This is a genomic window from Microbacterium luteum (assembly GCF_015277875.1).
GTDB classification, from domain to species: Bacteria; Actinomycetota; Actinomycetes; order Actinomycetales; family Microbacteriaceae; genus Microbacterium; species Microbacterium luteum.
Map to the genome: position 1 here is coordinate 1,971,234 of NZ_CP063814.1, position 11,748 is coordinate 1,982,981.

Below are 11,748 nucleotides of genomic sequence, written 5' to 3' on the forward strand. Positions count from 1 at the left end.
ATCGAATGACGGCCCAGATCTCACGCGCGCAGAATCCCCTGCGCGACCCTGAAGATCACCGCTTGAACCGCATCGCCGGTCCGAGCGCGCTCGTGATCTTCGGCGTGACGGGAGACCTCTCCCGTAAGAAGCTCATGCCCGCGGTCTACGACCTCGCCAATCGGGGACTGCTCCCTCCGGGTTTCGCCCTCGTCGGGTTCGCCCGACGCGACTGGGAGGACCAGGACTTCGCGGAGGTCGTGCACGAGGCCGTTCGCGCTCATGCGCGCACCGAGTTCCGTGAGGAGACCTGGCAGCAGCTGCTGCAGGGCATCCGTTTCGTGCCCGGCGAGTTCGATGACGACGACGCCTTCGTGCGTCTGCGCGAGACGGTCGAGAAGCTCGACATCGAGCGCGGCACGATGGGCAACCACGCGTATTACCTGTCCATCCCGCCCAAGGCGTTCCCGGTCGTCGCCGAACAGCTCAAGAAGTCGGGACTCGTCGACGACACCGCCGACCGACCCGATCGCTGGCGACGCGTCGTGATCGAGAAGCCGTTCGGCCACGACCAGGATTCCGCCCAGGAACTCAACGATGCCCTGCGCTCCGCGTTCCCCGCGGACTCGATCTTCCGCATCGACCACTACCTCGGCAAGGAGACGGTCCAGAACATCCTGGCGCTGCGCTTCGCCAACGAGCTCTACGAGCCGATCTGGAATCGCAACTACGTCGACCACGTGCAAATCACGATGGCCGAGGACATCGGCGTCGGCGGCCGGGCCGGCTACTACGACGGGATCGGCGCGGCGCGCGACGTCATCCAGAACCACTTGCTGCAACTCCTCGCGCTCACCGCGATGGAGGAGCCCATCACCTTCAACGCCGCTGACCTGCGCGCCGAGAAGGAGAAGGTGCTCGCAGCGGTCACCCTCCCGGACGACCTCGAGACCTCCACGGCACGCGGCCAGTACGCCGGAGGCTGGCAGGGCGGCGAGAAGGTTCTCGGCTTCCTCGAGGAAGACGGCATGAATCCGCAGTCGACCACCGAGACCTATGCCGCCATCACCCTCGGCATCAACACACGCCGCTGGGCCGGGGTTCCGTTCTACCTCCGCACGGGCAAGCGTCTCGGCCGCCGCGTCACCGAGATCGCCGTCGTGTTCAAGCGCGCTCCGGAACTGCTCTTCACTCGTTCGCAGACCTCGGGACAGGGTCAGAACGCTCTGGTCATCCGAGTCCAGCCCGACGAGGGCGTGACGATCCGCTTCGGATCGAAGGTGCCCGGCGCCGGCGCGCAGGTGCGCGACGTGACGATGGACTTCGGCTACGGTCACGCGTTCACGGAAGCGAGTCCCGAAGCCTACGAGAGGCTGATCCTCGACGTTCTTCTCGGCGACCCGCCCCTGTTCCCCCGCCACGAAGAGGTGGAGCTGTCCTGGAAGATCCTGGACCCCATCGAGGCGTTCTGGGAGTCGCAGGGCGGTCCCGTCGAACAATACGCTCCCGGATCGTGGGGCCCGGCATCGGCCGATGAGCTCCTCGCCCGCGATGGCCGCACTTGGAGGCGCCCGTGATCATCGATCTGCCCGACACCACCGTCAGCAAGATCAGCCGCGCGCTGGTCAGCGTCCGCGAGGAAGGCGGCGCCGTCGCGCTCGGTCGCGTTCTGACGCTCGTGATCGTCACGCGCGAGGCCGCGATGGAAGAGGCCATCGACGCCGCCAATGACGCGTCCCGCGAACACCCGATGCGCGTGATCGTGCTGATGATCAACGCCGATGACGACGAGGAACCGCGCCTCGACGCACAGATCCGCGTCGGCGGCGACGCCGGCGCGAGTGAGGTCGTGACGCTGCATGCACACGGCGAAGCGGGCGATTCCAACCTCGAGAGCCTCGTGACCGGCTTGTTGCTGTCGGATGCGCCCGTCGTCGTCTGGTGGCCGAATCAGACGCCCGAACACGTCTCGGAGACCTCGATCGGCCGCATCGCGCAGCGACGGATCACCGACGCGGCGACCAAGTCCGACCCCGCGGCATGGGTCGCGTCGCTGGGCGAGCACTATGCCCCCGGTGACACCGACCTCGCGTGGACACGCCTCACGCGCTGGCGCGAGCAGCTGGCCGCGATCCTGGACCAGCCGCCCTACGAGCCGGTGACGTCCGTCCGGGTGCGGGGCGCCGCCGACTCGCCGTCCACCGCGCTGCTCGCCGCCTGGCTCCGGCTCGCCCTCGACGTACCGGTGGATTGGGGCTACCTCGACCCCGCCGACTGGCCTCACGGGATCAAGAACGTGACTCTCGTCCGAGAGAGCGGCGAGGTCACGCTCGAGCGTCCCGAATCCGGCGTGGCTGTCCTGACTCAGCCGGGGCAGCCCACCCACGAGCTCGCGTTCCCGCGCCGCACGCTTCGAGAGTGCCTGGCCGAGGAGCTGAGGCGTCTGGACGCCGACGTGCTGTACGGTCGGGTCATCACCGAAGGGTGGACGCGCTTGGACCGACCATCGAAGGGTCTGCATGACTGAGCATCTCGTCGAGAAGAGCGTCGTGATCGCCGCAGATCCCGACGCTCTCGCGCACGCCGTAGCCGATCGATTCCTTCACCGGCTGCGCAAGCGCATCGACGAGGGCGCCACGGCGCACATCTCGCTCACCGGGGGTTCGATGGGCGGGCGGGTCCTCGCCGCGGCCCGGGAGCAGGCGCAGGGGATCGACTGGTCGCGGGTCCATGTCTGGTGGAGCGACGAGCGCTTCCTGCCTCGCGGCGACCCGGAGCGCAACGAGACGCAGGCGCGTGAGGCCCTTCTGGACCACATCGACGTTCCGCTCGAGAACGTGCACGCGATGGCTTCCAGCGATGGTCTGCACGATCTCGAAGGCGCGGCCGCGGCATACGCGGACGATCTCGCGACGTTCGCCGCCGATGGCCAGCTCTGGCCACGCTTCGACATCGCTTTCCTGGGTGTCGGACCCGACGGTCACATCGCATCGCTCTTCCCGGACAGGCCCGAGATTCTCATCGTGGACCGGGCGGTCGTCGGGGTGACGGACTCCCCCAAGCCGCCTGCCGTCCGTCTGACCATGACACGCCCGGTCATCAACTCATCTCAGCGCGTGTGGATGGTGATGGCGGGGCCCGACAAAGCCCCTGCTCTCGGTCTGGCCCTCGCCGGTGCGAGCTACACGAGCGTCCCCGCCGCCGGTGCGAAGGGTCGCGGACGAACCGTGTTCTTCGTGGATCAGGCGGCAGCCGCGCAGGTCCCCCCGGAGCTGATCGACCGGGAGTACTGATCCGACAGAAGAGGCGCCGGACCCGCGACGGGTCCGGCGCCTCTTCTGTCGGCGCGTCGTCAGGCCTGGCCGCGACGCTCCCGCAGCTGGGTCAGCGCCTCGTCGAGAAGCTGCGCCGCCTCATCGTCGGAGCGACGTTCCTTGACGTAGGCAAGATGGGTCTTGTAGGGCTCGGTCTTCGCCACGGCGGGCGGGTTCTCCTTGTCTCGCCCCGCCGGAAGGCCCGAGTGCGGCGAGTCGATCACGTCGGGGATCTCGGCCGGATCGATATCCGCGACGAAGTAGCGCACGGTCTCGTTCCCCAGCGCATCCCAGTACGAGATCGCGACGCGGTCGGCGTGGTAGCCGTGATCCTGTTCGCCCATGGGGCCGGCACCGACACGCGTGCCGCGGATGGCGTTTCCTCCCGTGGCCATCAGAACGCCTGGAATTTCGTGATGAGGCCGAGGGCGACGATCGACACGAACCACGCCAGCGCGAGGATCACGGTGAACCGGTTGAGGTTGCGCTCCGCGAGACCCGACGAGCCCAGGGCGGAGGTCATGCCGCCGCCGAACATGTCGGACAGGCCGCCGCCACGCCCTTTGTGGAGAAGAATGAGGAGGGTGAGCAGGAGACTGGTCACACCCAGCAGCACCTGCAGCACGAACTCGAGGATCTGCACTGGTTCCATACACCTTTCGTCGACCGCGTCGGATCGCACAAGGGTTCAGTATACGCAAGCGACACCCCGACCGCCGATGAGAGGCGGCCAGGGTGTGTCGCTCACACGCCGACGTGCTTCTGGTAGCGGATGATCGAGGAGAACTCGTCGACCAGAAGACTCGCACCGCCGACGAGCGCGCCGTCGATATCGGCCTGCCGCATGAATCCGGCGATGTTCGCCGCCTTGACGGAGCCGCCGTAGAGCACGCGCGTGCGAGCGGCAGCGTCTGCGCCGAGCTCGGACGCGATGACCTCCCGCAGCTTCGCGCAGACATCCTGTGCCTGCTCGGCCGTGGCGGCTTGACCCGATCCGATCGCCCACACCGGCTCGTAGGCGACGACGATGTCGGCGGTCGCCGGTACATCGTGCAGCGCCGCCTTCAGCTGAGCAACCGGAACGGCGCTGGCGCCGTGCTTCTCGAGGTCCTCCGCCGTTTCACCGACACAGATCACCGGCACGAGCTCGTGCTTCAGCGCCGCCTGCACCTTGGCCGCTACGACCTCATCCGACTCTGCGTGGTATTCGCGACGCTCGGAGTGTCCGATGATCACGTATCCGCAGTCGAGCTTGCTCAAGAACGCGCCCGAGATCTCGCCCGTGTAGGCACCGGAGTCCTTGACCGAGAGGTCCTGCGCGCCGAGCGCGAAGGGGATCTTGTCCGCGTCGAGCAGCGTCTGCACGGTCCGAAGGTCGGTGAACGGCGGGAAGAGGGCGACCTCGACGCTGCCGTCCTCGTGCTTGGCGTCTTTGAGGGTCCAGTGCAGCTTCTGCACGAACGCCACCGCCTGCAGGTGGTCGAGGTTCATCTTCCAGTTGCCGGCGATGAGCGGGGTGCGCGCATCGGAGGTGTTCACTGCTGCCATCCGAGGACCTCCAGTCCGGGGAGCTTCTTTCCTTCGAGGAACTCGAGGCTCGCGCCACCACCGGTCGAGATGTGGCCGAAGTCGGTGTCAGCGAAGCCGAGCTGTCGCACCGCGGCCGCGGAATCGCCACCGCCGACGACGCCGAGACCGTCGACCTCCGACAACGCGCGAGCGACGGCCCGCGTGCCCGACTCGAACGCCGGCATCTCGAACACGCCCATGGGCCCGTTCCAGAAGACGGTGCGGCTGTCACGGATGCGCGCCGCGAACTCGTCGGCCGTGCGGGGCCCGATGTCCAGTCCCAATCCGGACGCACCGAAGGCGGTCGCTTCGAGCGCGTCCGCCGGAGCGACCTCGTGATCGGCATCCGCCGCGAAGGCCGACGCGACGACCGCGTCGACGGGCAGGACGATCTCGACGCCGCGCTCCTCGGCGGAGGCGATGTATCCCTTGACGGTCTCGAGCTGGTCCTCCTCGAGGAGACTCGAGCCGACCTTGTGCCCCTTGGCCGCCAGGAACGTGAACATCATGCCACCGCCGATCAGGAGACGATCGACGCGGGGCAGGAGGTGTTCGATCACACCGAGCTTGTCGCTGACCTTGGACCCGCCGAGCACCACGGTGTAGGGCCGTTCGGGCGTCTCGGTGAGTCGATCGAGCACCTCGAGCTCTTTGGCGATGAGCAGACCGGCAGCGGAGGGCAGCAGTTCCGCGAGGTCGTAGACACTCGCCTGCTTGCGGTGCACGACGCCGAAGCCGTCGGACACGAGCGCATCCCCGAGCTCTGCGAGCTGGCCGGCGAATGCGCGGCGTTCCGAATCGTCCTTCGCGGTCTCACCCGCATTGAAGCGCAGGTTCTCGATCACGGCGATGTCACCGTCTTCGAGGGAGGAGACCGCATCATGAGCCGACTCGCCGACGGTGTCGCGTGCGAAGGCGACGGGCTTGCCGAGCAGCTCGGACAGGCGCTGCGCGACCGGCGCGAGGCTGTAGGCGGCGTTGGGCTCGCCGCCGGGGCGGCCCAGGTGCGAGCACACCACGAGGCGTGCTCCCTGGTTGATGAGAGCGTTGAGCGTCGGCAGGGATGCCCGCACACGACCATCGTCCGTGATGACCCCGTCCCGCAGCGGGACGTTCAGATCACAACGGACGATGACGCGCTTGCCTGCGAGCGAACCCAGGTTGTCGAGGGTGCGCAGTGCCATGGCGTGGATCAGAGCTTCGAGGCGACGAGCTCGGTGAGGTCGACCAGACGGTTCGAGTAGCCCCACTCGTTGTCGTACCACGACGACACCTTGACGAGGTTTCCGCTGACGTTGGTCAGGCCGGCATCGAAGATCGACGAGTGCGGGTCGTGGACGATGTCGGTCGAGACGATCGGGTCGGCGTTGTAGGCCAGGTAGCCGGCGAGCTCGCCCTCGGCCGCCGCCTTCTCGTATGCGGCGTTGATGGTCTCCTTGGTGAGACCCTCGGTCGGCGTGATCAGCGTGAGGTCGACGATCGAGCCGGTGGGGATCGGCACCCGGTAGGAGGACCCGCTCAGCTTGCCGTTGAGCTCGGGCAGCACCAGGCCGATGGCCTTCGCCGCGCCGGTCGACGCGGGAACGATGTTCAGGGCCGCCGCCCGAGCGCGGTGCAGGTCGCCGTGCGGGCCGTCCTGCAGGTTCTGGTCTGCCGTGTAGGCGTGCGCGGTCATCATGAAGCCGCGCTCGATGCCGAAGTTGTCGTTGAAGACCTTGGCCAGCGGCGCCAGGCAGTTCGTGGTGCACGACGCGTTGGAGATGACGTGCATGGTCGCCGGGTCGTACTCGGCGTCGTTGACGCCCATGACGAAGGTGCCGTCGACGTCGGTGCCGGGTGCGGAGATGAGCACCTTCTTGGCGCCCCCCTGGATGTGCTTCGAGGCGTCGGCCGCCTTCGTGAAGCGTCCGGTCGACTCGATGACGATGTCCACGCCCAGCTCGCCCCAGGGCAGGTTGGCGGGGTCGCGCTCTTCGAACACCTTGATGCTCTTGCCGCCGACGGTGATGGAGTCGCCGTCGAAGGACACGTCCTCGGCGAGGCGGCCGCCGACGGAGTCGTACTTGAGGAGGTGGGCGAGGGTCTTGTTGTCGGTGAGGTCGTTCACCGCGACGATCTCGAGGTCCGCACCCTGCTCGAGGGCGGCGCGGAGAAAGTTGCGTCCAATGCGGCCGAAGCCGTTGATACCGATCTTGACAGTCACGGAGTTGCTCCTGAGGTGTCGTGCGCGGGTGCGCGATTGTTGCGATTCAGTCGGACAGCGGCGTCCCGGCGAGCGTTCCCGCCGGGACGCCCGCGCTCGCTATGACAGTACCAGCAGGCCCGAGGTCTTCTCACGGGCGGCGTCGAAGCGCTGCGCGACGTTCTGCCAGTTCGCGATGTTCCAGACCGCCTTGACGTAGTCGGCCTTCACGTTGAGGTAGTCGAGGTAGAACGCGTGCTCCCACATGTCCAGCTGGAAGATCGGCACGGTGCCCATCGCCGTGTTCGCCTGCTGGTCGAACAGCTGCTGGATGATGAGCTGCTCGCCGATCGGGTCCCAGCTGAGGACCGCCCATCCGGAACCCTGGATGCCGGTGGCCGCCGCGGTGAAGTGCGCCTGGAACTTCTCGAATCCGCCGAAGAACTCGTCGATCGCGGCGGCGAGCTCGTTCCCCTCCGGACGTCCGCCGCCCTCGGGCGAGAGGTTCGTCCAGAAGATGGAGTGGTTCACGTGGCCGCCGAGGTTGAACGCGAGGTCCTTCTCGAGCTTGTTGACGTTCGCGAGACTGCCCGTCTCGCGGGCCTCCGCGAGCTGCTCGAGCGCCGTGTTGGCACCCGTCACGTAGGTCTGGTGATGCTTGTCGTGGTGCAGCTGCATGATCTTGCCGCTGATGTGCGGCTCGAGTGCCGCGTAGTCGTAGGGGAGGTCGGGCAAGGTGTACGTCGCCATATTCTCTGCTTCCTAGTCGGCGTCGCGCCGAGAGCCCCGGCGCGGCGAGGGTGACCTTGTCATCCTATCGACGGTGGGCAGGGTGGTGAGGGGGTTGCCTCCCCCGCCGGGCGTGTTCTACACGCCCGATGCCTCATTCCTCGACGCCGATGGGGACCGCCGACTCAGTGCCCGGAACTCCGTCGACCTCGGCCTTCTTGTCGGCCATCGCCAGGAGCCGACGTATGCGTCCAGCGACGGCGTCCTTGGTCATCGGCGGGTCGGCGTGGTGACCCAGCTCGTCGAGGCTGGCGTCACGGTGGGCGAGCCGGAGCTCTCCGGCCTGCTTGAGATGGTCGGGAACCTCGTCACCGAGGATCTCCAGCGCACGCTCGACGCGTGCGCACGCGGCGACCGCCGCCTGAGCGGATCGACGCAGGTTGGCGTCGTCGAAGTTGACGAGGCGGTTCACTCCGGCGCGGACTTCGCGGCGCTGCCTCATCTGATCCCAGTCGGCGGCGGCCTTCGCGGCTCCCATCTGCGCGAGGGTGAGCCGGATCGCCTCCCCCTCCCGCACGACGACGCGCGGGATGCCGCGGACTTCCCGCGCCTTCGCGGGGATGCTCAGCCGATGGGCGGCCCCGACGAGGGCCATCGCGGCCTCGGAGGACGGGCAGGCGACTTCGAGCGAGGCGGATCGACCCGGCTCGCTGAGCGACCCCGATGCGAGGAACGCACCGCGCCAGACCGCGGCGAGGTCTTCCCGTGAGCCGGTGGTGAGCTTGTTGGGCAAGCCACGCACCGGGCGCCGCCGCTGGTCCAGGAGGCCGGTCTGCCGCGCGAGCGTCTCACCGCCGTCGATGACGCGCACCGCGACGTGGCCGCCGGCACGGCCCGCCGAACTCTGCACGTGCGCGAGCTCGGGTCGCACGCCGTAGAGCTCCACCAACTCCCGCGCGACCCGTCGGGCGAGGACATCGGAATCGAGCTCGGCCTCGACCGCGACGCGGTTGGCGATCGAGTGGAGCCCTCCCGAGAAACGGAGCAGTGACGTCAGCTCGGCCACGCGGGCCGTCGGTCGCGGGTCTCGTACGGCGACGAGTTCGGCCTTCACGTCGGCAGTCAGCGACACGTGTCTCCTCGGTCTTTCTGGGGTGGAACGATCCTCCAGCCTACTCGCGACCGAGGTCGCGATGGGTCAGGCGAACGGCCACTCCGGGCGTGCCCGACAGGCGTGAGGCCAGTTCCCGGGCCGTGGCCACCGACCGGTGCTTGCCGCCGGTGCATCCCACGGCGATCACGGAGTGTCGCTTGTTCTCCCGCTGATACCCCTCCAGGACCGGCGCGAGCGCGGCGGCGTACGCATCGATGAACGCCGCCGCGCCGGGCGCGGCCAGCACGACGTCGCGCACGGCGTCGTCCTCCCCGGTCAGCGCGCGCAGCTCCTCGTGCCAGTACGGGTTCGGCAGGAACCGCATGTCGGCCACGTGGTCGGCGTCCGGCGGGAGACCGTACTTGAAGCCGAAGCTCATGATGGTCAGGGTGTGCCGCGCGGCGCCCTCGTCGGCGAAGAGCTCGGCGACCCGTGTCGCGAGCTGGTGGATGTTCAGCGCCGACGTGTCGACGATGACATCGGCGTCCTCGCGGACGGGGGCGAGCCTCGTGCGTTCGGCGCGAATGCCGTCGACGATCGTGCCATCGCCCTGAAGAGGATGCGGGCGACGCACGGCCTCGAAGCGGCGCACGAGCACGGTGTCCGACGCGTCGAGGAACAGCACCCGGATCGGGCGCCGCGAGCGCAGTGCCCGCATCGCCTCCGGAAGCTCGGAGAAGAGGCCGCGGCCCCGCACGTCGACGACGACGGCCACCCGGGGCAGCGCTCCCCCGGCGATCTCCGTCAGATCCAGCAGCGGCTTGAGCATCTGCGGAGGCAGGTTGTCCACGACGTACCAGCCCAGGTCTTCCAGGGCGTTCGCCGCGGTGGACCTTCCGGCACCGGACATCCCGGTGACGATCAGCATCTCGCCGACCTGCGGGGTCTGATCGTCCTCCGTCATCGCGCCCTCCGTCATCACGTCCAGCCTAGCGAGCGGTGAGGTGGGTATGAATCGAGGCCGCGAGCTTCGGACCGACGCCCGGAAGCTCCTGGATCTGCTCGGTCGTCGCTTCGCGGAGGGCCGCGACAGACCCGAAGTGACGCAGAAGAGCCTTGATGCGCGCATCACCCAGCCCCGGCACCTCGGCCAGGACGGTCTGGATGTCGCGTCGCCGCCGCTTGCGCTGATGCGTGATGGCGAACCGGTGTGCCTCGTCGCGCAGACGCTGCAGAAGATACAGCGCTTCGGAGGTGCGCGGCAGGATCACCGGGTAGTCCTCCCCGGGCAGCCAGACCTCCTCCAGCCGCTTGGCGATGCCGCACAGCGCGATCTCGGGGTGTCCGGCCTCATCGAGTGCGCGAGCCGCCGCCTCGACCTGCGGCTTCCCGCCGTCGACCACGAGCAGCTGCGGACGGTAGGCGAACCGCGGCTTCCTGCGCTCGGTGACGACCTCGCCCGACGCCACCGGGTCGGCCACGGGATCTGCTTCGGGCTGATCGAGGTAGGCCAGACGCCGACGCAGCACCTGCCGGATCGAGTCGGTGTCGTCGGTGGTCTCGGGAATGCCGAACGAACGGTACTGATCCTTCCGGGGCAGACCGTCTTCGAAAACCACCATCGACGCCACCACGTTCGTACCGGCGAGGTGCGAGACGTCGTAGCACTCGATACGGAGAGGAGCCTCGTGCAGGTCCAGCGCCTCCTGCAGGTCGGTCAGCGCCTGCGACCGCGCGACGTAGTCGCTCGTGCGACGGGTCTTGTGCAGGTTGAGCGCCTGCTGCGCGTTCAGCGTCGCCGTCGCCAGCAGCTCGGCTTTACGGCCGCGCCGGGCGACCTGGAGCGACACCGGGCGACCCCGCCGGTCGCGAAGCCATTGTTCGAGCTCCGCGGCGTCCTCGGGCAGCGAGGGGACGAGCACCTGCTTCGGGATGTCGGTGTCGGCCGCCTCGCCGTAGGTGCGCTGCAGCACCTGCTCGACGAGGTCCGCACCCGAGATGTCGAGTTCCTTTTCGATCGTCGTGGCGTGAACGCCGCGCACACGCCCGCCACGCACGACGAAGTGCTGCACCGTCGCGGCCAGCTCGTCCTCGGCGATCCCGAACAGGTCGGCGTCGGTGTCTTCGGTCAGCACGAGCGCGCTCTTGCCCAGCACGGCCTCGATGGCCCCGAGCTGATCGCGATAGACCGCTGCGGCTTCGTAATCCATGGCGGCGGACGCCTCGCGCATCCGAGCGGTCAGTTCTCGGGCGAACCGCTGGTCGCCGCCCGACATGAAGGCGACGAAGTCCTGCACGATCGCGCGATGCTCGTCGACGGTGACCCGCATGGAGCACGGCCCCCCGCAGCGACCGATCTGGCCCGGGAAGCACGGCCGGCCGGTCGCCATCGCCTTCTTGTAGCTGGAGTCGCTGCAGGTGCGGATGGGGAAAACCTTGATCAGCTGATCGATGGTGTCGTGCACCGCCCAGACCTTCGGGTACGGGCCGAAGTACTTCGCACCCTTGATCCGTCGATTGCGGGTGACGATCACGCGAGGAGCTTCGTCGGCGAGGGTGATCGCCATGAACGGATAGGACTTGTCGTCGCGATACTTGACGTTGAACGGCGGATCGAACTCCTTGATCCACATGTACTCCAGCTGCAGGGAGTCCACGTCCGTGGCGACGACCGTCCACTCGACCGACGACGCCGTCGTCACCATCCGCCGCGTGCGCTCGTGGAGCGTGTGCAGCGGAGCGAAGTAGTTCGACAGCCGGGCACGCAGATTCTTCGCCTTGCCGACGTAGAGCACGCGACCGTCCGCGTCCCGGAATCGGTACACACCGGGGTCGGTCGGTATCTCCCCCGGCTTGGGCTTGTAGGGAAGCGGCGACATCGG

Annotated in this window: 12 protein-coding genes; 3 read left to right on the forward strand and 9 right to left on the reverse strand. The window is 68.1% G+C overall.

Features of this window, described 5'->3' with window-relative positions; genetic code table 11:
- Positions 1-5: 5 nt before the first annotated feature.
- The 3 genes from zwf to pgl are packed head-to-tail and all read left to right on the forward strand — an operon-like array spanning position 6 to position 3,272.
- Positions 6-1,556, forward strand: a complete 1,551-nt coding sequence (gene zwf, locus IM777_RS09865) for a glucose-6-phosphate dehydrogenase (protein WP_194383206.1) — start codon at positions 6-8, stop codon at positions 1,554-1,556.
- Positions 1,553-2,506 carry a glucose-6-phosphate dehydrogenase assembly protein OpcA gene (locus tag IM777_RS09870; protein WP_194383207.1) on the forward strand — a complete coding sequence of 318 codons (954 nt, stop codon included), beginning with the start codon at positions 1,553-1,555 and terminating at the stop codon, positions 2,504-2,506. The genes zwf and IM777_RS09870 overlap by 4 nt, the downstream gene beginning before the upstream one ends.
- Positions 2,499-3,272: a 6-phosphogluconolactonase gene (pgl, locus tag IM777_RS09875; RefSeq protein WP_194383208.1), complete on the forward strand. Its 774-nt coding sequence runs from the start codon at positions 2,499-2,501 to the stop codon at positions 3,270-3,272. The genes IM777_RS09870 and pgl overlap by 8 nt, the downstream gene beginning before the upstream one ends.
- Before the next feature lie 59 nt (positions 3,273-3,331).
- Here pgl and IM777_RS09880 read toward each other — a convergent pair whose 3' ends face one another.
- From IM777_RS09880 to uvrC, 9 genes are all read right to left on the reverse strand, one after another.
- Positions 3,332-3,688 (reverse strand): RNA polymerase-binding protein RbpA, encoded by a 357-nt coding sequence (locus IM777_RS09880; RefSeq protein ID WP_071043588.1) that lies wholly within the window; start codon positions 3,686-3,688, stop codon positions 3,332-3,334.
- Positions 3,688-3,936, reverse strand: coding sequence for a preprotein translocase subunit SecG (secG, locus tag IM777_RS09885; RefSeq protein WP_071043589.1), 249 nt, complete (start codon positions 3,934-3,936; stop codon positions 3,688-3,690). The genes IM777_RS09880 and secG overlap by 1 nt, the downstream gene beginning before the upstream one ends.
- Before the next feature lie 101 nt (positions 3,937-4,037).
- Positions 4,038-4,841, reverse strand: a complete 804-nt coding sequence (gene tpiA, locus IM777_RS09890; RefSeq protein WP_071043590.1) for a triose-phosphate isomerase — start codon at positions 4,839-4,841, stop codon at positions 4,038-4,040.
- Entirely contained in the window at positions 4,829-6,046 is a 1,218-nt protein-coding gene (locus tag IM777_RS09895; RefSeq protein ID WP_194383209.1) for a phosphoglycerate kinase, read from the reverse strand. Before IM777_RS09895 ends, tpiA begins: the two co-directional genes overlap by 13 nt.
- An 8-nt stretch (positions 6,047-6,054) precedes the next feature.
- A complete protein-coding gene (gap, locus tag IM777_RS09900; RefSeq protein ID WP_194383210.1) occupies positions 6,055-7,065 on the reverse strand; it encodes a type I glyceraldehyde-3-phosphate dehydrogenase in 1,011 nt (336 codons plus the stop codon).
- 99 nt (positions 7,066-7,164) lie between these two features.
- Positions 7,165-7,794: a superoxide dismutase gene (locus IM777_RS09905; protein ID WP_071043593.1), complete on the reverse strand. Its 630-nt coding sequence runs from the start codon at positions 7,792-7,794 to the stop codon at positions 7,165-7,167.
- Between the two features lie 133 nt (positions 7,795-7,927).
- Positions 7,928-8,905, reverse strand: a complete 978-nt coding sequence (gene whiA / locus IM777_RS09910; protein ID WP_194383211.1) for a DNA-binding protein WhiA — start codon at positions 8,903-8,905, stop codon at positions 7,928-7,930.
- 40 nt (positions 8,906-8,945) lie between these two features.
- Positions 8,946-9,845: an RNase adapter RapZ gene (rapZ, locus tag IM777_RS09915; RefSeq protein ID WP_414683071.1), complete on the reverse strand. Its 900-nt coding sequence runs from the start codon at positions 9,843-9,845 to the stop codon at positions 8,946-8,948.
- A gap of 10 nt (positions 9,846-9,855) precedes the next feature.
- Positions 9,856-11,745, reverse strand: coding sequence for an excinuclease ABC subunit UvrC (gene uvrC / locus IM777_RS09920; RefSeq protein ID WP_194383212.1), 1,890 nt, complete (start codon positions 11,743-11,745; stop codon positions 9,856-9,858).
- Between the last annotated feature and the right edge of the window lie 3 nt (positions 11,746-11,748).

Coding starts and splice junctions, on each gene's coding strand:
- zwf (WP_194383206.1), top strand. CDS start 6: ATGACGGCCCAGATCTCACGCGCGCAGAATCCCCTGCGCGACCCTGAA.
- pgl (WP_194383208.1), top strand. CDS start 2,499: ATGACTGAGCATCTCGTCGAGAAGAGCGTCGTGATCGCCGCAGATCCC.
- IM777_RS09880 (WP_071043588.1), bottom strand. CDS start 3,688: ATGGCCACGGGAGGAAACGCCATCCGCGGCACGCGTGTCGGTGCCGGC.
- tpiA (WP_071043590.1), bottom strand. CDS start 4,841: ATGGCAGCAGTGAACACCTCCGATGCGCGCACCCCGCTCATCGCCGGC.
- IM777_RS09895 (WP_194383209.1), bottom strand. CDS start 6,046: ATGGCACTGCGCACCCTCGACAACCTGGGTTCGCTCGCAGGCAAGCGC.
- IM777_RS09905 (WP_071043593.1), bottom strand. CDS start 7,794: ATGGCGACGTACACCTTGCCCGACCTCCCCTACGACTACGCGGCACTC.
- rapZ (WP_414683071.1), bottom strand. CDS start 9,845: ATGACGGAGGGCGCGATGACGGAGGACGATCAGACCCCGCAGGTCGGC.
- uvrC (WP_194383212.1), bottom strand. CDS start 11,745: ATGTCGCCGCTTCCCTACAAGCCCAAGCCGGGGGAGATACCGACCGAC.